Origin of the sequence: Aeromonas sp. QDB03, assembly GCF_027707985.1 — a bacterium.
GTDB lineage: Bacteria > Pseudomonadota > Gammaproteobacteria > Enterobacterales > Aeromonadaceae > Aeromonas > Aeromonas hydrophila.
The window spans coordinates 56654-80540 of record NZ_JAPCJG010000014.1 but is presented as its reverse complement, the minus strand read 5'-3'; the positions used below and the strand labels follow the sequence as shown (position 1 = coordinate 80540).

The window sequence follows — 23887 nt, the reverse complement described above, 5'->3', positions numbered from 1 at the left end:
TGATATCAAAAATTGTTTTTGATGCTCGATGCTGTGAGTGCCCACACAGATTGCTTGATTCAAATTGTTAAAGAGCGTCACGCTTGTCGCGTTGAGGAGGCGCATATTACGCTTCTCACTTCGAAAGTCAAGCTATTGTTTTCGCTTTTCTTTCGGCGCCCACTTCGCAAGGAAGCTGGCTCATCAGGTTGGCGTGTTCTGCCGTGCTGGTAGGGGCGCATTATAGGGAGCCGCGCCGAGATGACAAGGGCTTTTTCACCGAAAAGAACCGTTCGCTCAGATATGCAGCAAAGCGGTTCTATTTCGCTCGCATCACCACCATTTCGGGCTTTCATTGGATTTAAATTGAACATTTGAAAAGCCACTTTATAATTGGCTTTTCAAATGTTCAATTTAGGTTTCATTCATGCACCAGATCCTGGATAGCCGCAAAGAGGAGAAAATCGTTCCTCTGTTCCGCCTCGGGTTTCGGCCTTTCTTCCTGTTCGGCGCTTTGTTCTCGGCATTGGCGATGCTGGGCTGGCTCGGGCAGCTCAATGGCTGGTTCGTCATGCCGGGGATTGGCAACCCCATCTGGTGGCATGCCCATGAGATGCTGTTTGGTTTCGGAGCCGCGATCGTCGCGGGCTTCCTGCTGACGGCAGTGCAAAACTGGACCGCTCACCCCGGGGTTAGAAGCTGGCCCCTGGTGCTGGTCGTCGTGCTGTGGGCATTGCCGAGGGCCCTGCTGCCCTGGCTGGGCGAACACAATACCCTGCTGATGGCGGCAGATCTGCTCTGGCTGCCTCTTTGCGCCTGGTATCTGGCCAAACCCATCGTGGTCACCAGGCAGTGGCGCAACCTCTTCTTTGTGCCTCTGCTGGTCGTGCTGACACTGCTCAACGCCGCCAGCTGGCTGTGGCAGGCGCAGTGGGCTGATATGGAACATCTGCTCATTACTACGGTGCTCTTGTTTACAACCCTGATCGCCGTAATGGGAGGGCGAGTCATCCCCTTCTTTACCGCCAGAGCCACCGGGATGGAAAAAGCCGTCCCAATTCTCTGGCTGGAGCGCGCTGCCCTTGCCACGCTGTGGCTCACCCTGGTGAGCTGGCTGCTGCTGCCCACCCCATGGGCCACCAGCCTCTACCTGCTCCCTCTATATATAGTGGCGGCCGTTTTGCACTTGTGGCGCCAGTTGCGTTGGCGGCTGCCTTCCACCCTTGGCCAACCCCTCTTGTGGTCACTGCACCTCGCCTACCTGTTTATTCCTCTCGGTCTGCTCGCCCTTGGTGCTCTGGCTGCCGGCCTGCCCATCAGCCTGTCGCTGGCCAGCCACCTGCTCAGTGCCGGCTGCATGGGGACCATGATCCTGGGGATGATAGCCAGGGTCTCCCTTGGTCACAGTGGCCGGGCCTTGCAGGTAGGGCGCAGGATCCAGTGCGCGCTCGCTCTGGTGATCATGGCAGCCCTGATCCGGGTCGTGATCCCGCTGCTTTGGCCCGCCTATACCCTGCACGGCTGGAACCTGAGCGGCCTGGCCTGGAGCCTGGCATATGGTCTGTTTGTCTGGGTCTATGCTCCCATATTGACCAGCCCCCGGGCTGATGGGCGCCCAGGCTGACCCGGGTGGGTCAAGATCTGCTGGCCGGATAGTGGATCAAATTGTGGAAGATGGCAGGAGCCACTCCCAGATTGCGATAGCCATGGGGGCGGTCGGCCACGAAGCGCACCGCCTCCCCCTGCGTCAAGGAGCGCCACTCCCCCTCAACCAGCACTTCCATCTGGCCACTGATGACGATGACATGTTCGGTCACTCCGGGTTCATGGGGTTCTGATTCTCGCTGATAACCGGGCAACAGGGTCAGCTCAAACAGTTCGAATCCAAAACTCCCCTCATAAGGGAAGAGAGGGGCGACCTGCATCCCCTCTCCCGCCGGCTGCTGGCGAATCGCATCTGCGGTGCGATAGAGCACTTCCCCCTGCTCTGCCGGGGTCGGCTCGATGAAGCTGGAGAAAGAAACTCGAAAGCCGGTGGCAATCTTCCACAGGGTGGCCACCGTCGGGCTCGACTCCCCCCGTTCAATCTGGCCCAGCATGGCCTTGCTCACTCCCGTCTCCCGCGCCGCTACATCCAGGCTCCAGCCCAGTTCGCTGCGCAAGCCCTTCAGACGTTGGGCCAGATGCTGATTCATCTCTTGCATGACTGCCTCTTTGTTGTACTTTCTTGAATCGCCTCGTGCGCTATAGCGCACAAAGATATAGTCTGAAGCAATATTGTACGTAATAACGCACAAACCGTCACAACCCCACAAGGACGTCACCATGCCCTTTGCCCTTCCTCATCTGGTCGCCGGCTTCATCGCCGTGATGGTCGGCTATACCAGTTCGGTCATCCTGATCATTCAGGCAGCCACGGCAGCGGGAGCCGATGCTGCCCAGCTGGCGTCCTGGCTATGGACGCTGGGTATCGGCATGGGTATCAGCTGCGTCGGCCTCTCCCTCTATTACCGCATCCCCGTCTTGACCGCCTGGTCGACCCCGGGTGCCGCCCTGCTCATCACCAGCCTGGGTAACTTCACCCTGGCCGAGGCCATCGGCGCCTTCGTTATCTCTTCTCTGCTGATCACCCTGTGCGGTATCAGCGGCTGGTTCGATCGGCTGATGCGCCATATCCCGGCCCAGTTGGCGGCGGCCATGCTGGCCGGGGTATTGCTCAAGTTCGGTCTGGATCTGTTCAAGGTCGCCCCGGCAGATCCCTTGCTGCTCGGCAGCCTGCTGCTGGCATTCCTGCTCGGCCGCCATCTCTGGCCACGCTATACCATGGTGCTGGTACTGGCGACCGGCATCCTCATCTGTCTGCTGAGAGGCCAGCTGCAGCTTGACACCATCCACTGGCAACTGGCCGGCCCGGTCATGACCTGGCCAGAGTTTTCCCTTGGTGCCCTGTTCGGCATTGCCTTGCCACTGTTCATCGTCACCATGACCTCCCAGAACATGCCGGGGATTACCATTTTGCGGGCCCACGGCTATCAGCCCGCCACCTCATCCCTCATCACCTGGACCGGCCTCACCGGTCTGCTGCTGGCGCCCTTCGGCGGCTATGCCTTCAACCTGGCGGCCATCACTGCGGCCATCTGCATGGGGAAAGAGGTGGATCCGGACGCCAGCCGGCGCTGGCCCGCGGCAGTGTGGGCCGGCGGCTTCTACCTGCTGACTGGCTGTTTCGGGGCCACGGTGGCGGCGCTGTTCACGGCCTTCCCGGCGGCACTGGTGACCTGTGTCGCCGGGCTGGCGCTGCTCGGCACCATCGGCAGCAGCCTGCACACCGCATTGCAGCACGACGATGCCCGTGAGGCTGCCCTGCTGACCTTCATCATCACCGCCTCCGGCATCAGCCTGCTCGGCATCGGTGCCGCCTGCTGGGGACTGCTCGTCGGCATCATCCTCTATCAAGTCAACCAGCGGAGAAACTGACCTGACCATCTGGGGAGCCCCCCGTGAGACACCGCACATAATTCAGAAAAATTGGTTCACAGCTGAAACTAATTGCCATTAAGTGGTGTCGAGGCACTTCTTCTTCCCCGATGCGGGCCTCATGTCAGACTCATAAACTGGAGAATAATAATGAGGAATCAGGCTGTCATTTTGTTACTGGCACTGCTGGGCGCCACCACCGCCCACGCTGCCGACACCGATCGGGAGCTGGCCCGCCAGCTCGCGCTGCAGCAGAAGAACCTGCTGCCGCTGCTGAGCAATCAGGAGTACCAGAGCCCGCTGCCCAACTTGTTGCAAAAGGCCAGTCCGCGCCTGAAACGCCAGGCTCGGGATGCCAACCAGGCAGCCATCAGCCGGCAAGGGCTGGACGGCGAGGTCAAGGAGCTGATGCAGCTGCGACTGGCCAACCCGGAACAGGCCACCGCGCTGCAGCAGGGTGTCGAGCCGCTGGTCGCCTATGTGCCGAGCGGAGATGAGAAGAGCTGGAGCGCCATCGAAGCCTTTGACAGCGCCGGCAACCCCGTCTATCTGGATGTGGACAAGGCACCGGCCCGTCCGGTCCTGGTCGTGGAAGCTGATCCCGTCAAGGCCAAGAATGCCGGCCTCAAGGTGATCCGCAAGGCACTGGCTGCCGCCGACATGCAGGTGGCTCCCCGTGCGGCTGCCAGCACGGCCCCGCTCAAGACCAGCATCCTGAAGAAAATTCGGTTGAAGGATGATCAGGAGCCCTGGCTGCTGGGTGCGGCCGAGGTGTATGCGGTCGTCGCAGGGGTCAATCCCAGCCGGGATGAGCCCGTGGTCGACATCGTCGACATGCCCTATCTCGACTATGACAACACCGACTACACCCCCAACCAGATCCTGGTCTATTGGGATCGTTATCGCTGGGGTGCCGTCGACATCGTCATGATGGAGCAGGACGACAACGTCAACTACAAGGAGCTGAGCGGCCTGTTCATCAATGCCCTCAAGCTGGCCTTCACGGCTGGCGGCGTGCCCGAGGCACTGCCCTTCCTCGATCTCGGCGGTCGCATCGTCAAGGCGCTGCCCGACTCCTGGATGACCAACAACGATGACTATCTGGATACCTTCTACACCCTGGAGCAGGACCAGAGCTATCACCAGTACCCCGGCGCCGCCGGCAATGCGGTGATCGATCTCGAACCCAAAGAGATCGCCCCCACCAGACCCTGATTGGTCGCCATAACAAAAAAGCCAATGAGCAACTCATTGGCTTTTTTTGTACCCGCGATCCGTTACGGCTGGCCTTTCGGCCTCACCCCCAGGGTGTGGCAGATGGCGTAGGTCAGCTCGGAGCGGTTCAGGGTATAGAAGTGGAAATCCTTCACCCCTTCCTGACTCAGCACCCGCACCTGATCGATGGCGATGCTGGCCCCCACCATGTTGCGGGTCATCTGATCGTCATCCAGCCCTTCGAAACGCTGATGCATCCAGCGCGGGATCTTCACGTTGGTGAAGCCGGCAAACTTGGCCAGGGTCTGGTAGTTGGAAACCGGCAGGATCCCCGGCACGATTTCGGCATCGATGCCGATGGCGGCGCAGCGATCCCGAAAGCGCAGGTAGGTCTCGACGTCAAAGAAGAACTGGGTGATGGCGCGGTTGGCACCGGCATCAATCTTGCGTTTGAGGTTGAGCAGATCCGACTGCGCACTGCGCGCTTCAGGGTGCCCTTCCGGGTAAGCGGCCACCGAAATATCGAAGTCCGCTTCGGCCTTGAGCAGGGCCACCAGATCGGTCGCATACATCTCTGGCTTCTCCAGCCCCTGGGGCAGGTCGCCGCGCAGCGCCACGATATGGCGGATACCGCTGTTCCAGTAATCGCGAGCAATGGTGCGCAGCTCATCGCGGCTGGCGTCGATACAGGTCAGGTGCGGGGCGGCGATCAGACCGGTCCGCTCCTTGATGTCCTTGATCACCTTGTGCGTGCGATCCCGGGTGCCAGAGTTGGCACCATAGGTCACCGACACAAACTTGGGCTCCAGCACTTTCAGGCGCTCGATGGATTGCCACAGGGTATTTTCCATCCCTTCGCTGTTGGGCGGAAAAAACTCGAAACTGACCGATATGTCGCCACTCAAATCTGCCAGACTCTGGTTGAGTGCCTCAACCTGACGTGCGCTGTGAAATCCCATCTGCTCTCTCCCTGCCCTGCAATCCATTTCTCTACGTCAAAACGGATGTTTGGACGTCTAAACGTCTTTCTATCTTTATGAGAAAATGGCACAAAGTCAACACTGTTTTACAGCGAGAGGAAGGCCGCCGATTTTTATTTGGCAATAAAGCCAAAGTAACGATTGGCACCCCATCCCAAAATCCGGCGAGTCGCGTTATGATGAACGCAGATCGTCCTGGACGTTCTGAATCTGCGTGTGATTGTTTGGCCGGAGGTTTCTCCGGCCCCTTTTCAACCTCTTCCCCTTCCTGCCGATAACCAATTGAACCATTCGCAGGAGCATCATCATGGACACCCACCCCGGCTTTGCCACCGACTTGCTGTTCGATCGCTATCAAGGCAACGTGGTCGACCATGAGCAGTTCTGGGCCGTGCGCACCCCCGATGCTCCCGATTACTACTTCGGCAACTATCTGCTGCTCCCCTTTCCCCCCAGCGATCACGACAAAGGCTGGCTCGAGGCCAGTTTCGACAAGCTGATCGGGCAGGATCCCCGGGTCAGACACCGCACCTTCCAGTGGCCTCTCGCGGCAGGTCAGAACAGCCGGGTCGCCGGCTTCGTGGCGGCGGGATACCAGTACATGGAGTGCGTGGTGCTGGCACTGGAGGCCACCGACTGGCAACCGCCAGCCGCGACGGTGGCTGCGCGCCCCTTTACCTCGGCCGACTGGGATGAGTGGCTGGCCTTTGAACTGGAGGAGCGGGATCCCGGCCACTCGGAGCAGAGCTACCTGCCCTATCTGCAGTCACGCCGCCAGTTGTACCAGGCGATGATCGGGGACGGGCTGGGTCAGTGGTGGGGGATCTGGCAGCAGGAACAGCTGGTCGCCAGTTGCGGTCTCTTCTTCACCGATACTCTGGGCCGCTTCCAGCTGGTGCGCACAAGGCAGGCATGGCGCAATCAGGGGTTGTGTCGTCAGCTGCTGAGCCAGGTTGCCAGGCACGGGCTGACGCGGGTTGACCGGCTCATCATAGTGGCCGACGAGCACTATCACGCCCAGCGCGTCTATCGCTCGCTCGGGTTCGCTCCGGTGGCCCGCATCGGCAGTCTCTGCCGCTGGCCCCACTCGGTGCAGTGACTTCACAGACTCACAGCAAAGAAAACGGGAGGCTGATGCCTCCCGTTGTTTATCTGCCGGCAGCTATTGCTGCGGTGTTTCCAGCTCGTTGGAGAGCGCCTGCTCCACCTCGGCCGACGGAGCCGGCAACGGCGCGGCAGCGGCAGAAGACTCGGTGGTCGCAGTTGCAGCCGATGCTGCGGGCGCGGCGGCCGGGACATCACACTGGCAATCGACCCCCTTCACCTTGTTGCCCTGATGAGGCGGATACCAGCCCTTCAGGCCCTGCTCCAGCCGATCGGCTGCCGCCTTGGGCTCCATCTTGCCGAGCAGCACGGCCTGACTCACTTCAGCCAGCTCGTCCCCCAGCTTGGGCGTACCGCGGGAGAGGATCTGGGTGGCCACCCGGATGGTGGAGTCGCACTGATCCCGCCACTCCATCATCTCCTTCGCCGCCGGGTTGGTGACCTCGAAGAAGTGGTTGGAGAGGGAGAAGAAGCCCGGCAGCGAGTTGGTATAGAGCTCGGCGAACTGCGGCGTGGTCAGCCACTGCAGGAAGGCCATGGCCGCCTCCTTGTTCTTGCTGGCCGGGTTCATCCCCATTCCGATGTCGGTGTGATCGGTAAAGAAGCAGCCATCGCCCTGTTTTGCCACGGGCGGGCGCATCACGCCAAAGTCCACCTTGCCGGTGAAGGGGGCTATCTCCCAGGAACCCGCCACGTAGAAGGCGGCCTTGCCCGAGGTGAACAGTTCGTTGGTCGCGGCATAGTCGCGGCTCTCGCCGCCTTCGCCGAGGTAGGGGCGCCAGCGCGCCAGCTCCTCGAACACCTTGACGTAGGGCGGGTTGTCAAAACGCTCCTGCCCCCCGATCAACGCCAGGCGACCATCCTCCCCCTTCCAGTAGTTGGGGCCTATGTTCTGGAAGCCGAGCTCGGAGGATACCCAGCTTTCCGAGCCGCTCATGGCGAGCGGCACATAGCGGCCATCGGCTTTCACCTTGTCCAGCGCCGCGAAGAAGGCATCCCGGGTTTGCGGCACGCTCAGCCCCAGCTCACTGAAAATCTTCTTGTTGTAGAAGAAGCCGTGAATCACCGAGGCCATCGGCACGCAGAAGGTCTGGGCGCCGGAGTCGGTCTGCCAGGGTGACTGGGCAAAACTTGGGAAGTTCTCCATCCCCGACATCTCGGTCAGCTCCGCCAGGTGGCCCGCCTTGAACAGGGCGAGCGAGTCATCAAACGGCCGGCAGGTGATGAGATCCCCCGCCTTGCCCTCTTTCAGACTGGCCCACAGGGTCGGCATGTAGTCGACGTTCTGCACCCCGTTGAACTTCACCTGGATACCCGGGTGGGAGGCCTCGAAGGCAGGAATGATCTTCTGCTCCCACAAGGCCTTGTCATCAATCCGCCAGCTCTCGATCACCAGCTCGCTGGCCATCAGCTGACCACACAACAGGAGACTCAGGGCCCCGATCCACTTGTTAGACATAAGCCCTCCTAAACCTTGAAATGTGCGATCAATTGCTGCTGCTTGGCGACCAGATCCGCCAGCACTTCACTGCTGCCAGCCGACTCCCGCGCTTCCCGTTCGGTCTCGTAGGCCACCTCGGCGATGCCGGAGATATGGCGGGCCACCCCCTGGCTGACCGAGATCTGCTCCTGGGCGGCGTGCGCCACCTGATCCGCCATCGCCTTGATGGCGCTCATCCGGTCGGCGATGGATTGCAGGGCCGCATCCATCTCCCGGGTCTGCTCGACACAGTTGTGGGTCTGCTCCTGACTGCGCCCCATCACCTCCACCACCAGCTTGCTCGAGCTCTGCAGATTCTCGATCATCGCCTGGATCTCTTCGGTCGAGGTCTGGGTCCGGTTGGCCAGTGCCCGCACCTCGTCTGCCACCACGGCGAAGCCACGGCCGGCATCGCCGGCCCGCGCCGCCTCGATAGCGGCGTTCAGCGCCAGCAGGTTGGTCTGCTCGGCGATGCTGCGGATCACGTCGAGGATGCTGCCGATGTTGTTGCTGAACTCACCCAGCTTGTAGGTGATGCCAACAGCCTCCTCCATAGCGCCTGCCAGCTGCTCCGTGATGCGACGGGTGGTCGCCACCTTCTGGCGACCGCTGCGGGCTTCATCATCGGCCAGATCCACTTCCCGTTTGGTGCCATCGGTGGAACGGGCCACCTCGGTGGCACTCACCTCCAGCTCGGTGATGGCGGCAGCCACCTGATCGGTCTGACTCTTCTGATCCTGTACCCGGGACACGGCCCTTTCGCTTATCTCGGCGGCGCGGCTCGCTTCCTCCACCAGATGGCGGGAACCGGCATTGATCTGGGAGAGCAGCTCGCCGGTTTTGCCGGCCAGGGTATCGATGGAGCGGGAGAGTGCGCCGAATTCGCAGCTGCTGCGATAGTTGATGCGGCGGGTCATGTCCCCGGCCGCCATGTAATCCAGCTCCTTGTTGATCATCTGCAGCGGACGCTGAATGCTGCGCGCCGTGGTATAGCCGATGATGAGGGCGGCGGCGGCCGAGATGGCGGCCACCACCAGGATCCAGAAGCTGGCGCTGCTGACCGCATCATCCGCCGTGGTGCGGCTCTGGCTGGCAATCGAGCCGGCCGACTGTCCCATCTCGTCGAGCAGGCCCAGGCTGTTGATCAAGCTGGCATCGAGCTGCTGATTGAGGGTCTGCAACGAGGCAGCCAGCTGCTGGGCATTGCGCATGGTCGCCAGCAGTCCCTGCTGGCCAAGTGCCAGCTCCTGCATCCGGTCAAGGTTGGAGACGAAGCGCTGCTTCACGTCATCCGGCACCAGCACCCGATCGAGCCGCTTGCGGGCCATCTCAATGTCCTTACTCAGCACCTTCTCCAGCTCGTTGAGATCGGTCTTGGCATCCGCACGACGGATATTCTTCAGATCGCGCGCGATGCCCGAGGTGATGAGTTCAGCCTTGTTGCGCATGGAGCGTTTGCTGGCGGTCTGCTGCAGCAGCAGATCGGCAGCCCACTGGTAGGTGTCTTCCAGCCGGATGAAGGCAATCTCCAGCTTGTGGCGCTGATCCTGGGCATTGACCCATTGGCTGTGCTGGGAGAGCACCTGTTCAGCCAGGCCGTAGAACTGCTTGGTGGCGGTATCGACCTGCTGAAAACGAGAGCCGGCCTCGGCCACCCCGCTAAACTTGTCCATCTCCTGGCTCAGCTGACTGAAACGCGCCTGCTGCTCCTTGAATTGGCTGGCCAGCTGCGGCAGCTGGCTTGCATCCTCGTTGGTCCGGTAGACCAGCACCCAGCGGTTGCTGTCCTGCAGGGCGCCTTTCAGGCCGGCCACCGCAATCACCAACGGGGTTGCCCGGTCGGAGACCTGTGACAAGCCATCGTTGATGCCCCTGATCTTCAGGGTGCTGATCACACCCAGCAGGATCAACAGCAGCAGCATCAACACAAATCCGGCGATGATCCGCTGCACAATAGATAAACCCATGGAGACATCCTCACTCGTGGGGGAAAGGTAACGTGAACATAGACACTATCGGCACAAGGGGCGAATTATAGAGGGGAGACCGAGGGTATTTTATTGATCTATATGGGGTTGGATCACAGTTGACGGGGGACGCTTTGCGCGTAAAAGGGCCCGGACTGTGCCGGGCCAAAGAGACATGCTAGCTGTAACGGCCCGTGGGGGGGCCAACCCTGTGTCCTATCAGAAGCGATAGCCGACACCAAACATGAAGGCCATGGGATCGATGGAGGTGTTGATGGTACCCACGGCGGTGTGCACGTCGGTATCGATATCCATGATCCAGGCGGAGGCGTTGACGAACCAGCGATCATTGATCGCCATGTCCAGACCAACCTGACCGGCCATGCCCCAGGAGGAGTCCACGCTCACGTCGGTGCCATCCAGCGCGCCGCGGCCCTGCTCATCGAAGAAGGTGGTGTAGTTGATACCGGCACCGATATAGGGGCGTACCTTGCTGTTGGCATCACCGAAGTAGTACTGCGCCATCAGGGTCGGCGGCAGGTGCTTGACCTTGGCCACTTCACCCAGACCGGCAGTGGATACCGAGTGGGAGAAGGGTGTGGCTGCCAACAACTCGACACCCCAGTTGTCAGTGATCAGATAAGAGAGCGTCAGACCCAGCTGCATATTGCTGTCGATTTCCAGCTCGCCGGTACCCAGCACGTTGTCACTGCTCGTTTGCGGAGAAACAAAGGCCAGGCCGCCGCGCACCAGAATATCACCAGCCTGGTGGGCCATGGCGACGGGAGAAGCGAGCGCGGCCGCGATCATCAGAGGAAGGATCTTTTTCATCACGTTTTCCTTTTAGTTTTCGTTTTATATGTTGCAAGCCTGAAAACTATAAAGGGATGTGAATGCGGAGTTATTGATTTAGCTCAAACGTTACCAAGAAATAGATAGATGTGTACAGCAGCTTAAAGCTCCCGAGATATGGCTGATAATTGGCAGAATAAACAATAAAAACATACTGATACGTCAATTCAAAATCAAACCAGCCACATTAAAGGATAATTTAAATACACCTTATCGGAGCTTTAAACGGCTAAAAACGGTTGTTTCACTCGCTCAACCAGAGTATTTTTGCGAGCCATGTAGCCGGGCTGTAAGAAATTCTTTATGAAACCACAAACCAGAAGGGACAAAATAGTAGCCATACTGGCGGCCATCTGGGGTATTGGCTCCTTCCTGTTTATTTTATTGGGATTCGTTCTCGGCATGGCGCTATTAATTCTGACCCACTAAGCCGACTGGCTAGTGTGAGACGCCTGACACCGCAGCCACTCCCCCGCTACAATCTGCTCCGGGTTCAAATCCCACTGCGCCGGCCCCAGCTCCCCGCTATATCCGTGCCAGCGATTCCTGCCCTCCTGCTTGGCCCGGTACAGCGCCATATCCGCCAGTTTGAAGCTCAGATTCCAGAACGAGTCCTCCAGCTCCCGATGCAGGGGGTAATCGCAGAATCCCAGTGAAGCCGTCATCCAGAGCGGCAACTCTTCGCGCCCGAAGCGGCAGTCGGCAATCTTGCGGCGCAGACGCTCGACCCGCTGGGCAACCCGTGTCGGCTCATCTCCCGTCAGCAGCAGCAAAAACTCCTCGCCACCCAGCCGGATCAGCGGCTCCTCCTCAGCGAGGGCCCCCCGCAGCAACTCTGCCAGCTGGCATAACAGCAGATCGCCGATGTCGTGGCCGAAGCGATCGTTGACCTGTTTGAAGTGATCCAGATCCAGGATCAGCAATACCCTGCCTGCCGCCAGCGCATCGCGATTGAGCAACCATTCATCGAGGTAGCGCCGGTTGAAGGCGTGGGTCAGCGGATCCGTATAGGCGGCCGTCTCCATCCGGGTTGAATAAGCCTGCAAGGCGCTGTGGTGCAAGCTGATCCTGGCCGCCATCTCCCGGAACTTGCGACTGAGCAGCGCCATCTCCTGACTGCTGTCGATGATCGGCAACACGCTCACATCCTGCTTTTCGGCAAACTTGTGCAGCGCCCCCACCAGCTCGCCGATCGGCCCGAGCACGATGGCGCGCAAGCGGGACAGCGCCATCAGAATGCAGGCGAAGCTTATCAGCAGCATGCCGATGAAGGTCCAGATCGCCCCCTCCATCGCCCCCCGCAACACGTCACGCTCCTCTTCCACAATCAGGGTCAAGACGGGGGTGCCGTCGTTGTCGAGCAGCAACCCCTCTCCCCTGACACGCTGCAACCCCAGATCCACCAACCGGTAGCTCATGTATGGCTTGAACGGCTTGAAAGAGCCCAGATGCTCGCCAGTTCTCGGCTGGGCAATGGTCAAGGCGAGCGCGGTCCGCGCCGCCAGATCGTCCAGATAGCGTTCATCCAGCCAACGGGTTGCCAGCAGATAGCCATTGGGTTTGGCATCGCCGAGGGTATTGGTCACCGGCTGCAGCGAGAAGATGAGCGGCCCCCATAACGAGCCTCTCACCCCGCTCAGACTGTGGATCCCCCCCTGCCGCGATTCACGCAGCAGTTGCAGCTTGAGGTCATCCAGAAAGAAGGGAAGCAGGGTGGTGTCCGTATCAAGCGCCTCCGGCAGCAGGGTGCGAGTCCAGATTTCAGAGCCCTGCAAATCCATATAACTCAACACGTTGAGCTCAAAGTCCCGCATCGGGGTGTCGACCAGCAGATTGGAGTGGATATAGCCCTGATTGGGCCTGGCCAGGAAGTGATAGCTCTCGTCCCAGATCCCCCAATCCCGGGTGAAGGCATTGATGGCATTGATGTCGCCCTGCACGGCCCTGACCACCCGCTGCAGATGATCCTGCATCCGCCGCTCCTCGACCCGCTGCGCCGCCGGCACCTGGGCCAGCGCGATCACGATGAGCAGCATCAGGATGGCGCCAGCCCAGACGGGGAACATGGAGTAGGCCAGCAAATGATCGATGGAGCGGGACGGTTGAGCCATGAACGCCAATATCCTTTGAATGGCAATGCGAAACGGGAAGGGTCTTGCCCCAAGTATGGAGTATCGGCCCGTCTGGAGGTCACTGAATTACCACAATAAAAACAAGGGGCCCAGGGCCCCTTGTCACATTATTGAACGGATTATCGCGCCAGCAGCGGCGCCAGGAAGCGGGCCGTATGGGAATCCTCGCAACGGCTCATCTGCTCCGGCGTCCCCGTCACCAGGATGCGACCGCCGCCGGCGCCCCCCTCCGGCCCCAGATCGACGATCCAGTCGGCGGTTTTGATGACGTCCAGGTTGTGCTCGATGATGACGATGGTATTGCCACGATCCCGCAGCTGGTGCAGCACCTTGAGCAGCTGCTGGATGTCGTGGAAGTGCAGCCCGGTAGTCGGCTCATCCAGAATGTAGAGAGTCTGACCAGTATCCCGCTTGGAGAGCTCGCGCGCCAGCTTGACCCGCTGCGCCTCACCGCCAGAGAGTGTGGTGGCCGACTGGCCGAGCCGGATATAGGAGAGGCCCACGTCCATCAGGGTCTGCAGTTTGCGCGCCACCGCCGGCACCGGATCGAAGAACTCGCGGGCATCTTCCACCGTCATCTCGAGGATTTCGTGGATGTTCTTGCCCTTGTACTTCACCTCCAGCGTCTCGCGGTTATAGCGCTTGCCCTTGCAGACGTCGCAAGGCACGTAGACATCCGGCAGGAAGTGCATCTCCACCTTGATGACCCCATCCCCCTGACAGGCCTCGCAGCGCCCCCCCTTCACGTTGAAGGAGAAGCGGCCCGGCTGATAGCCACGCGAGCGCGCCTCCTGGGTGCCGGAGAGCAGCTCGCGGATCGGGGTGAACAGGCCGGTGTAGGTGGCCGGGTTGGAGCGCGGGGTGCGGCCGATGGGGCTCTGGTCGATATCCACCACCTTGTCCAGATGCTCCAGCCCCTCGACGCTGCGATAGGGCGCCGGCGTGGATTCGGTGGCCTTGTTGAGCTCGCGATGAGCGATGCGGAACAGGGTGTCGTTGATCAGGGTCGACTTGCCGGAGCCGGAGACGCCGGTGACGCAGGTCATCACCCCGATCGGCAGATCCAGGTTGACGTTGCGCAGGTTGTTGCCGCTCGCCCCCTTGAGTTTCAGCCACTTGCCGGTGAGCGGGGTGCGCTCGGCGGGAATGGCGATCTGCTTGCGACCGGAGAGATAGTCACCGGTCAGCGACTCCGGATTATTGATGATCTCTTCCGGCGTGCCCTGGGCAACGATGGCACCGCCGTGCACCCCGGCTCCCGGGCCGATGTCGAGCACATGGTCGGCGAGACGGATGGCGTCCTCGTCGTGCTCCACCACGATCACCGTGTTGCCGAGATCACGCAGGTGAGTGAGGGTCTTGAGCAACCGCTCGTTGTCGCGCTGGTGCAGGCCGATGGAGGGCTCATCCAGCACGTACATCACCCCCACCAGACCGGCACCGATCTGGCTGGCCAGCCTGATCCGCTGCGCTTCGCCGCCGGAGAGGGTCTCGGCACTGCGCGACAGGCTCAGATAGTTGAGGCCGACGTTCACCAGGAAGCCGAGCCGCTCGACGATCTCTTTCAGGATCTTCTCGGCAATCTGGGCGCGCTGGCCGGTGAGGTTCAACCCTTCGAAGAAGGCCAGCGCCTCACCGATGGACTGCTCGGCGATGGCCGGCAGGTTGCGGTTGTCGACGAAGACGTGGCGCGCCTCTTCCCGCAGTCGGCTGCCCCCGCAGCTGGTACAGGATTTGTTGGCGATGTATTTGGAGAGCTCTTCGCGCACCGAGTTGGATTCGGTTTCCCGGTAGCGCCGCTCCATGTTGTGCAAGATCCCCTCGAACGGGTGCTTGCGCACCACCACGTCGCCGCGATCGTTCATGTAGCGGAACTCAATCTCGGTGCGACCGGAACCGCGCAGGATCACCTCCTGGGTCTTGATCGGCAGATCCTCCCACGGCGTCTCCAGATCGAACTTGTAGTGCTCGGAGAGGGATTTCAGCATCTGGAAGTAGTAGAAGCTGCGCTTGTCCCAGCCACGAATCGCGCCATTGGCCAGACTGATGGCCGGATCGCCGATCACCTTGGCCGGATCGAAATATTGCTGCACGCCCAAACCATCACAGGTAGGACAGGCACCGGCCGGGTTATTGAAGGAGAAGATGCGCGGCTCCAGCTCCGACATGGAGTAGCCGCACTCCGGGCAGGCGAAGTTGGCGGAGAAGGTCATGGGGGCGACGCCCTCCTCGCCGTCCATCGGCACCACCAGTACGATGCCGCCGGAAAGGGTCAGCGCCGTTTCGAACGACTCGGCCAGACGCAGCGCCAGGTCATCGCGCACCTTGAAGCGGTCCACCACCACCTCGATGGTGTGCTTCTTGTGCAACTCCAGCGCGGGCGGGTCGGAGAGATCGCACACCTCGCCGTCGATGCGGGCACGGATGTAGCCCTGGGCCGCCAGATTCTCCAGCAGCTTGGTGTGTTCTCCCTTGCGATCGCGCACCACCGGGGCCAGCAGCATCAGCTTGCTCCCCTCCGGCTGGGCCAGCACCTGATCCACCATCTGGCTGATGGTCTGGGCGGCGAGCGGAATGGCGTGGGTCGGGCAGCGCGGCTCACCGACCCGGGCGAACAACAGACGCAGGTAGTCGTAGATTTCGGTGATGGTGCCGACGGTCGAGCGCGGGTTGTGGGAAGTGGACTTCTGCTCGATGGAAATAGCGGGCGAGAGCCCCTCGATATGGTCGACGTCCGGCTTCTCCATCAGGGAGAGGAACTGGCGGGCATAGGCGGAGAGTGACTCCACATAGCGGCGCTGCCCCTCGGCATAGAGGGTATCGAACGCCAGAGAGGATTTGCCCGAACCGGAGAGGCCGGTGACCACGATCAGCTTGTCGCGGGGCAGGGTCAGATTGATGTTCTTGAGGTTGTGGGTGCGAGCACCCCGGACCACGATCTTTTCCATCTTGTTGCACGCTCGATACGGAAACCTGAGCGAGTCAGTATGGCATAGAGACTACTGGATGAATAGACAGGTTTTATCCATCATCCCCATCGATTTCAGAGATACTCCTTGGCCCAGCTCACCGCCTGCAGGCGGTTCTTCACGTTCAATTTCTTGAAGACATTGTAGAGGTGGGACTTGATGGTGTGCTCGCTCACGAACAGGCTATCGGCGATCTCGGTATTGGAGGCCCCCGTCATCAGGTAGCGGATGATCTCCTGCTCGCGCACGGTCAGCAGCGTCTGATTGCGCAGGTGATGCTCCCCGCCCTTGCGGTAGTAGTTGACCAGATCGCACAGCAGATGGCGCGGGATCCAGTACTCCCCCTCCAGCACCTTGCGAATGCCAAGCACCAGCCGATCCAGCGGATCCTGACAGAAGAAGAGCCCGCTGGTATGGGGCCACATCAGCAGCAGCTCCCGATCCGTACTGGTCGGAGCATTGAGCAGCACGGTATTGGCTTCCCCGAAGCGGCTGGAGATCTCCCGTGGCCACCCCGTTTGCTGGCTCGACTTGAGGTAATCCAGATCCACCAAAAACAACGGATGCGGCTCGAGTTCATCCGCTTGAGGCAGGGCTTCCAGTGCACTCACCAGCAGGATGGGCAGAGCCAGCTGTTCGGCCAGGTAGCTCTGAAAGCTGGTCGCCTGCGCATTGTCTTCGGTTACCAATACGATGGGATATGGGGTGATCATGAAGCGCTGGTCCTTGAACATTCCGGCCATGGTGTTTTTCGGCAGCAGAGAGTACCAAGCCCCCCGCAGGCTGCAGCATTAAAAAAGTATTAGACGCCGATGCGCCTCCTTTGAAACTCACCAATTTTCCAAGCAATACAAATAACTAGCCGAGCCCCCCCATTTGGGTGAAATACTGGCCCCTGGCCGGACAGGGGCTGTCACACCGGCCTTTGGCCCCCCTTCTCGTCTCGACCGTTCGATGATATGACTCCCCGTTGCTGTTCACTTGCTGGCCAAGGTCGGCCTCGTGTAAGTTAATCCTTCATTCGGCGGACACGGGATGGAGCGTCAGGAAGATGTGCGCTCTTTCTCCCCAGCTGTTACTATTGCGGGCAAAATCTGAAAACGGGGAGACGGCCAACTGGCGCGCTGAACCGGACACAGTCATCACATGAGTGGCGGGGCCGCCCAGCAGCGTCGCCTATCTCACAGAAAACAAACGATATGTTGAATTGGCCCGGGCATATGGCCCGGCCGGTATATAAAGGGTGGAAGAGAGATTATGGCCAGTCGAGGCATCAATAAAGTCATTCTGATCGGTAACCTGGGGCAAGACCCGGAAGTACGCTACATGCCGAGCGGCGGTGCCGTGACCAACATCACCCTGGCCACCTCCGACACCTGGCGCGACAAGCAGACCGGTGAGCAGAAAGAGCGTACCGAGTGGCACCGCGTCGTCTTCATGGGCAAGCTGGCCGAAGTGGCTGGCGAGTACCTGAAGAAAGGCTCCCAAGTCTATGTTGAAGGCAAGCTGCAGACCCGCAAGTGGCAGGATCAAAGCGGCCAGGAGCGTTACACCACCGAAGTGCTGGTCGATGGCTTCAGCGGCGTGATGCAGATGCTGGGTGGCCGTCCGCAAGGCGGCGCCGGCCAGGGCATGGGTGGCCAGTCTCAGGGCAACTGGGGTCAGCAGCAGGGCATGCAGTCCCAGCAGCCGATGAACCAGGCGCGTCCTGCCCAGGCTCCGCAGCAGAACATGCAGCAACAGGGCGGCTACGCTCGTCCGGCCCAGCAGCCGCAGTCTGCACCGCCGGTGTACAATGAGCCGCCGATGGACTTCGACGACGACATTCCGTTTTAAGCAACGTCAGATCCCGGAGGCCCTGTTCATGCAGGGCCTTTTTTTGCCTGTTATTGACGCAGACCTGGCGCGCAATCCAGTCTCCTGGCCGGTCTTGCCAGCTATACGTCCCCATATCATTCGCCTTGGGATTATGATCGGGGCAATCCAGTTGCCAGAGAGAACGCATGGGGTCTTGGTATCGAATCTTGTTGTGCGTGGCGGCTTGCGCCACCCTGTTGCTGCCATCCTTGCTGCTGGCAGGCGAGCCACTGCGAGTGGGGGTCAGCTTCGCCATCCCGCCCTATGTGATCGAGGAAGAGGGTCGCGGGATCGAGCTCGACCTGATGAGAGAGGCCTTTCTGGACAGCGGCTATGAGCCTCAATTCGAATATCTGCCGCTGGAGCGCACCTTCCGCATGCTGGAGTCCGGCAAGCTCGATGCCATCATCAACGTCAAACCCGGCATGTTGCACGACGTCTTCCTGTCGCAGCCGGTGATTGCCTTCCACAATCGGGTGTTCACCCTCGGCAAAACCCACATCAGCACTCTGGACGACATGAAGACGCTGAGGGTGAGTGCCTTCCAGCGAGCCCGCCAGGTGCTGGGAGGTGCCTTTGCCAGCATGGCTGACCAGAATCCCCGTTACGAGGAGGTCGCCAAACAGCAGGGACAGGTGCACAGGTTGATGCTGGGACGGGTGGATGCGGTGATCCTGGAGCAGCGGGTTTTCTATTACTATCTGGCACAGCTGGCCAACAGCAAATATGGTGCCGAGCTCTATGCTCCCGGCCGGGTCCGGCAATACGATCTGTTTGCGCCGACTCACTACCATTTTGCCTTTCGCCAGGCGGCGCAGCAGCGCTGGTTCGATCGCCGGCTCGATGCCATGCGGGCCGATGGCCGTTATCAGCGTATATTTGCCCGCTACGGGGCCACGCCCTGAGCCTCCTGAAAACATAAAAGCCAGCCCGAAAAGGCTGGCTTTTTGTTACTGGCTCCAAAGGAACTACAGCATGGGGAGCGTTACTTCATCGCGCCGCCATTTTTCAGATCTGCTTTCTGACGTTTGGCTTCGCGCTTCTCTTTCAGTGACATCTGCGGTTTTTTCTTGGCATCTTTGCCGTTGTGATGTTCTTTGTTACTCATCATCAAACTCCAAAAATGTTACCCAGACAGTTGGAACCCAGGTTCCAGCATGCCATCCGAATCGTAGACTACAGTACGCTTTCAGTGACGATCCTGCGATCGCACTCAGTCCAGCATACCCCTAATCTTGCGCAAGAATCCACCCTCATCCCCTCACCCAGTGGCAGCAGGTGTTCACCCGCTTCCGCTGACCCGATCTGGGCGGGGAATGAACGGCCGGAGAAGCGATTTATTCCTTATAAAATAACGCCAAACAGATTTATTTCATGGTGGTGTGAAATAAACCACTGAATGCCAAAATGAATTCTCCTTAAATAATAAGAGATAATTTAGATAAGCATTCTCACTATCTCCAGAAACAAAAAGTTACAACCCAAAGCAGCGCCTCCCTGGACAAGCTGATATTATCCAGCCCTATTTGTGAAAATATTCCAGCGAGAATAAGGACGTCCCATGACCAGAAAAACCAGAGCGGCCTTGGTCTCAGTTTGCTCCAATATCACCTTGATTATCATGAAGATATTTGCCGGCATACTGAGCGGTTCCGTCAGTATTATTTCCGAGGCCATTCACTCGGCCATGGACCTGGTGGCTGCATTGATCGCGCTGGTGGCCGTACGCAAATCGGATATTCCCCCCGACCAACGCCACCCCTACGGTCATGACAAAATTGAAAACGTATCCGGTGTGATCGAAGCACTGCTGATCCTGTTGGCAGCCGGCTGGATAATATTCGAGGCCGTCGGCAAATTGATCACGCCAACCCCGATCGAGGGGGTGGGTCTCGGTGTGCTGGTCATGCTATTCTCGGCGCTGGTCAACAGCGGTGTCTCCGCCTACCTCTACCGGGTGGCCAAGGAGGAAGAGTCTGTGGCCCTGGCCGCCGATGCACTGCATCTGAAGGCTGACGTACTGACCTCGCTCGGGGTCGCCGTCGGCCTGCTCGGTATCTGGATCGCCGCCAGACTGGGCTACAACCTCTATCTGCTTGATCCCATTGTTGCCATCTGTGTCGCCCTGTTCATCCTCAAGGAGGCGATCGCCATGCTGAAGCAGGCCTTCCAACCCCTGCTGGACCACAGCATGAACGAGGAAGAGCTGGCCATCACCACCCAAGTGATCGAGGAGTGCTGCCCGGAGCATGGCGGCTTTCACGATCTGCGCAGCCGTCAGGCCGGACGCCGTCGTCACATCGACTTCCACCTGACCTTGCCAAAAGAGATGAGCATCGAGCACTCCCACGCCATCTGCGATCGGATAGAGCAGGGCATCATGCGACACCTCCCCCACGCCGTCGTGCTGATCCATGTTGAACCAAGCGGGCATGGTTAACGGCGCTGAGCCGTGCGAGGGGAATGCGACAGGCCATTCCCTTCGACAACGGCCATCCGGTGGAGCGGTATTCGAAAACGGCGTCGATTGTGCAATAAACGGCTGGCAGCTGTGGTAGGGTGGACTATTCCCGCCATCAGGAGCACGCCGTGAAAAAGTTGGAAATGAAGGACCTCACCGACGCCGAAAAGGCCGAGATCACCCTGCTGCTCCAAAAAGCACAGGCCAATGCAGATCATCAACTGAGCAATGCCGAGCGCAACCGCATCCGCGAGGAAGGCAGACTCAAGATAGTCGCAGACCGTGCTGCCGCCGCCAAAGTGGCCGCCAAACTGGCACGGGAAAAGGCCAAGGAACGTGCCAGCAAGCAGGTGTTGCCAGAGACATTCAGCTGGGTGGATTCCGTCAGCAACAAGTTTCGCAGCAAACGCTGACGGCCAATCCTCTCGCCCAAGCGCCCCCTGCCTCAAACCAGCCAACTCACTCCATGGCGGAGAACCGCTCTCTGTCATGGTGCTTCCAGCGGCCTGCAACGCCGCAGGATCCTGCACTGCAGACACCCACACCGGGAGTGGCTGCGTCGATATCCGACCACTCGCAGCGAGATAAAATTTGCTTTAAGAAAATGGGCATGTTTTAATCTTTTGCGATGGTTCGGTAGTTCAGACCTGGTTATGTTAGGCAGTCATTTTAGTAAAGCAGCGATTAGTATAAGAATTATCCATGATTCTTCTTATCAAATAATTCTCCTTCTTTAGTGCTCCCCATACGTATTGCTGACGAAAAATCATAGATTGCCATTTGGCACTTTAAACACTATTTAAGGAAATTATCATGTCCAACAAAATGACTGGTACCGTCAAGTTCTTCAACGCCGAGAAAGGTTTTGGCTTCATCTCCCCGACCGACGGCAGCAAAGACGTGTTCGTTCACTTCTCCGCCATCCAGACCCCGGGCTTCAAGACCCTGGACGAAGGTCAGCGCGTTGAGTTCACCATCGAGCAAGGCCAGAAAGGCCCGGCTGCTGCTAACGTAGTAGCTCTGTAATTCAAGCCGGGGATCCGGTCCGCCTGCTCATGCCGGCTGGAACGATCCGCTGCAAGAATTGAAAAAACCCGCTTCGGCGGGTTTTTTGTTGTCTGCCATTTGCCATTCCCCCTCTGCCGATCCTCTCAACCTTCTCACTGTCCCGCCTCCGCTTCCCGTCACCGCGCCAGACATGCTCCTCATCCCGTATCTGCTGGTGAGAGGATAACCGCACAATATTAATGAGATTAATTATCATTTACACATCATCCAGCGATCACTACAATGCCAGCCGACCGACTTGGTGATTATCCAATTGAACCTTTTCTGGTCCTGGTTTCACGCGGGATGCGATGAGACCGCCCCATCGATTCACCCAAAGGATGAATGCATCTTCTTACTAAAAGAGTTCAGGCCAACATGATAACAATGCACCGCAACAAGCTGACCACGCTCATTCTCGCCGCCCTCGCCTCACACGCCTATGCCGCCGAGCAGGAGGTCATGGTCGTGACCGCCTCCGGCTTCCAGCAGAAGATCGAGGATACCGCCGCCTCCATCTCGGTGGTGACCCGCGAGCAATTGGAGAAACGCGCCTATCGCGACGTGACCGACGCCCTCAAGGATGTGCCCGGGGTGGTGATCACCGGCGGTGGCAGCAGCAGCGATATCAGCATTCGTGGCATGGGCTCCAAGTACACGCTGATGCTGGTCGACGGTAAACGGGTCGACAGTCGTGGCACTCGTCCCAACAGCGACGGCCCCGGCATCGAGCAGGGCTGGCTGCCGCCGCTGCAGGCGATCGAGCGGATCGAAGTGGTGCGTGGCCCCATGTCCTCCCGCTACGGCTCTGACGCCATGGGCGGCGTCATCAACGTCATCACCCGCAAGACCGCCAGCATGACGGCCTGGCAGGGCTCGCTGCATGCCGACTCGACCTTCCAGGAGAACAAGGAGTCCGGCGACATCTTCCAGACCAACGCCTATACCGCCGGCGCCCTGGTGGATGGGCTGCTGGGGATGCGGGTGAACGGCCAGCTCTCCCACCGCGGCGAGGATCAGTTCCAGAACGGTTTCGCCGAGCAGGAGATGCGCAGCGGTACGGCCGTCTTCAGCCTGACCCCGGACGAGCACAACCGCTTCGATTTCGAGGCCAGTCGCGGCCTGCAGGATCGCAACCGCACACCGGGTGAGTCTCTCTCGGCCAAGTCAAAACCCAGCCTGAGCACCTACGAGCGCACCAACTTCGCCATCACCCACGACGGCCGCTATGACTTCGGCTCCTCCACCAGCTACCTGCAGCGGGAAGAGAACACCAACCCCGGCCGTCAGATGAAGCTCATCAACACCATCGCCGATACCCACACCCAGTTTGAACTGGGGGCTCACTATCTGAGCGTGGGTGGCCAGTACCGCTACGAGGATCTGCAGGATCAGGGCAACCAGCTCAACGTGGCCAACCGCGCCAATCAGCTGACCCGCTGGAGCTGGGCCATGTTCGTGGAAGATGAGTGGTCGCTGACCGACACCTTCGCCCTGACCGGCGGCGTGCGGATGGATCAGGACCAGAACTACGGCACCCACTGGAGCCCGCGTCTGTACGGGGTCTGGCACCTGGCCGACTCCTGGACGCTGAAAGGGGGCGTCTCCACCGGCTATCGTTCACCGGATCTGCGCATGTCGGCCGCCAACTGGGGCCAGGCCACCGGCGGTGGCACCCAGGACGGCATGCTGGTTGGCAGCCCGGAACTGAAACCGGAAACCAGTGTGAGCCAGGAGATCGCCCTGCTGTGGGATGGTCAGCAAGGCTTGAACACAGGGCTGACCCTGTTCAATACCGACTTCGAGGACAAGATCTCCGAGATCCGCCGCTGCGAAAGCAAGAACGATCCCTCCTGCACCCTGAACGGTCACACCTATGACTTCATCAGCGACCGCATCAACGTCGACAAGGCGAACATGCGCGGGATGGAAGGCACGGCCAACTGGACCATCAATGACGCCTGGTCGCTGGCCTCCAGCTACACCTTCACCCAGTCCGAGCAGAAGAGTGGTGCGATGGAAGGCAAGCCGCTGAACCAGATGCCGCGCCACATGTTCAACACCACGGTTGACTGGCAGACCACCGAAACCGTCAGCCTCTGGTCACGGGTCAACTTCCGCAGCAAGACCTCCGATTACCTGAGCCGGGTCAAGATGGCCGAGGGCACCCCCTCCTACACCTTCTTCGACACGGGCCTGGTCTACAAGGCCAACGAACACCTGGATGTCACCGCCGGTGTCTACAACCTGTTCGACAAGACGGTGGATTACACCAGCTTCGGTACCGTGCTGGATGGTCGTCGCTACACCCTGGGCATGACCTACAACTTCTGATGACACGCCGCCGCCCGCCCTGGGCGGCGGTTT

The 23887-nt window shown here is 59.8% G+C and carries 19 protein-coding genes; 10 read left to right on the top strand and 9 right to left on the bottom strand.

Translation table 11 applies throughout. The annotated features are described in order from the left end of the window. The first annotated feature begins 406 nt into the window (after window positions 1-406). Entirely contained in the window at window positions 407-1603 is a 1197-nt protein-coding gene (locus PG900_RS21295; RefSeq protein ID WP_270802958.1) for an NnrS family protein, read from the top strand. A 10-nt stretch (window positions 1604-1613) separates the two neighbouring features. Here PG900_RS21295 and PG900_RS21290 read toward each other — a convergent pair whose 3' ends face one another. Then, window positions 1614-2183, bottom strand: coding sequence for a helix-turn-helix domain-containing protein (locus PG900_RS21290; RefSeq protein ID WP_270832220.1), 570 nt, complete (start codon window positions 2181-2183; stop codon window positions 1614-1616). A gap of 121 nt (window positions 2184-2304) precedes the next feature. Between PG900_RS21290 and PG900_RS21285 the strand changes: the two genes are divergently transcribed. Next, the gene (locus PG900_RS21285; protein WP_270832219.1) at window positions 2305-3456 is read left to right on the top strand and encodes a benzoate/H(+) symporter BenE family transporter; all 1152 of its coding nucleotides are present in this window, start codon (window positions 2305-2307) and stop codon (window positions 3454-3456) included. Between the two features lie 150 nt (window positions 3457-3606). Further along, the gene (locus PG900_RS21280) at window positions 3607-4671 is read left to right on the top strand and encodes a DUF3103 family protein (RefSeq protein ID WP_270802965.1); all 1065 of its coding nucleotides are present in this window, start codon (window positions 3607-3609) and stop codon (window positions 4669-4671) included. A 62-nt stretch (window positions 4672-4733) separates the two neighbouring features. On the opposite strand, the gene metF is transcribed toward PG900_RS21280, so the two are convergent. Further along, on the bottom strand, window positions 4734-5630 hold the full coding sequence (metF, locus tag PG900_RS21275; RefSeq protein WP_005306036.1) for a methylenetetrahydrofolate reductase: 897 nt from the start codon (window positions 5628-5630) through the stop codon (window positions 4734-4736). A 328-nt stretch (window positions 5631-5958) separates the two neighbouring features. On the opposite strand from metF, the gene PG900_RS21270 reads away from it, so the two are divergent. After that, a complete protein-coding gene (locus tag PG900_RS21270; RefSeq protein WP_270802967.1) occupies window positions 5959-6750 on the top strand; it encodes a GNAT family N-acetyltransferase in 792 nt (263 codons plus the stop codon). A 63-nt stretch (window positions 6751-6813) separates the two neighbouring features. Here the strand turns inward: PG900_RS21270 and PG900_RS21265 are convergent, their stop codons facing one another. The 6 genes from PG900_RS21265 to PG900_RS21240 all read right to left on the bottom strand — a co-directional run bounded on the left by PG900_RS21265 (window position 6814) and on the right by PG900_RS21240 (window position 16889). Further along, window positions 6814-8214 (bottom strand): ABC transporter substrate-binding protein, encoded by a 1401-nt coding sequence (locus PG900_RS21265; protein WP_270802969.1) that lies wholly within the window; start codon window positions 8212-8214, stop codon window positions 6814-6816. A gap of 8 nt (window positions 8215-8222) precedes the next feature. Next, window positions 8223-10202, bottom strand: a complete 1980-nt coding sequence (locus tag PG900_RS21260; RefSeq protein WP_029305191.1) for a HAMP domain-containing methyl-accepting chemotaxis protein — start codon at window positions 10200-10202, stop codon at window positions 8223-8225. A 219-nt stretch (window positions 10203-10421) separates the two neighbouring features. Further along, complete coding sequence (locus PG900_RS21255; RefSeq protein WP_011707635.1) at window positions 10422-11033, bottom strand: OmpW family outer membrane protein; 612 nt, start codon at window positions 11031-11033, stop codon at window positions 10422-10424. A gap of 446 nt (window positions 11034-11479) precedes the next feature. Then, window positions 11480-13165 carry a diguanylate cyclase gene (locus tag PG900_RS21250; protein ID WP_270832217.1) on the bottom strand — a complete coding sequence of 562 codons (1686 nt, stop codon included), beginning with the start codon at window positions 13163-13165 and terminating at the stop codon, window positions 11480-11482. A gap of 140 nt (window positions 13166-13305) precedes the next feature. Next, entirely contained in the window at window positions 13306-16134 is a 2829-nt protein-coding gene (uvrA, locus tag PG900_RS21245; protein WP_270832215.1) for an excinuclease ABC subunit UvrA, read from the bottom strand. 95 nt (window positions 16135-16229) lie between these two features. Next, complete coding sequence (locus PG900_RS21240; RefSeq protein ID WP_011707638.1) at window positions 16230-16889, bottom strand: LuxR C-terminal-related transcriptional regulator; 660 nt, start codon at window positions 16887-16889, stop codon at window positions 16230-16232. 523 nt (window positions 16890-17412) lie between these two features. On the opposite strand from PG900_RS21240, the gene PG900_RS21235 reads away from it, so the two are divergent. Together PG900_RS21235 and PG900_RS21230 are read left to right on the top strand one after the other, a co-directional pair. Next, the gene (locus tag PG900_RS21235) at window positions 17413-17991 is read left to right on the top strand and encodes a single-stranded DNA-binding protein (protein WP_011707639.1); all 579 of its coding nucleotides are present in this window, start codon (window positions 17413-17415) and stop codon (window positions 17989-17991) included. A 167-nt stretch (window positions 17992-18158) separates the two neighbouring features. Then, complete coding sequence (locus tag PG900_RS21230) at window positions 18159-18917, top strand: substrate-binding periplasmic protein (protein WP_106551594.1); 759 nt, start codon at window positions 18159-18161, stop codon at window positions 18915-18917. Between the two features lie 80 nt (window positions 18918-18997). On the opposite strand, the gene PG900_RS21225 is transcribed toward PG900_RS21230, so the two are convergent. Beyond that, on the bottom strand, window positions 18998-19120 hold the full coding sequence (locus PG900_RS21225; RefSeq protein ID WP_011707641.1) for a hypothetical protein: 123 nt from the start codon (window positions 19118-19120) through the stop codon (window positions 18998-19000). Window positions 19121-19573: 453 nt separating this feature from the next. Here PG900_RS21225 and PG900_RS21220 point away from each other — a divergent pair, with 453 nt between their 5' ends. The 4 genes from PG900_RS21220 to PG900_RS21205 all read left to right on the top strand — a co-directional run bounded on the left by PG900_RS21220 (window position 19574) and on the right by PG900_RS21205 (window position 23854). Then, complete coding sequence (locus PG900_RS21220) at window positions 19574-20452, top strand: cation diffusion facilitator family transporter (protein ID WP_029302577.1); 879 nt, start codon at window positions 19574-19576, stop codon at window positions 20450-20452. A gap of 149 nt (window positions 20453-20601) precedes the next feature. After that, window positions 20602-20886, top strand: a complete 285-nt coding sequence (locus PG900_RS21215) for a DUF3811 domain-containing protein (RefSeq protein ID WP_024946369.1) — start codon at window positions 20602-20604, stop codon at window positions 20884-20886. Window positions 20887-21286: 400 nt separating this feature from the next. Further along, the gene (cspE, locus tag PG900_RS21210; RefSeq protein WP_011707644.1) at window positions 21287-21499 is read left to right on the top strand and encodes a transcription antiterminator/RNA stability regulator CspE; all 213 of its coding nucleotides are present in this window, start codon (window positions 21287-21289) and stop codon (window positions 21497-21499) included. Between the two features lie 408 nt (window positions 21500-21907). Next, window positions 21908-23854 carry a ligand-gated channel protein gene (locus PG900_RS21205; RefSeq protein ID WP_270803120.1) on the top strand — a complete coding sequence of 649 codons (1947 nt, stop codon included), beginning with the start codon at window positions 21908-21910 and terminating at the stop codon, window positions 23852-23854. Window positions 23855-23887 lie beyond the last annotated feature (33 nt).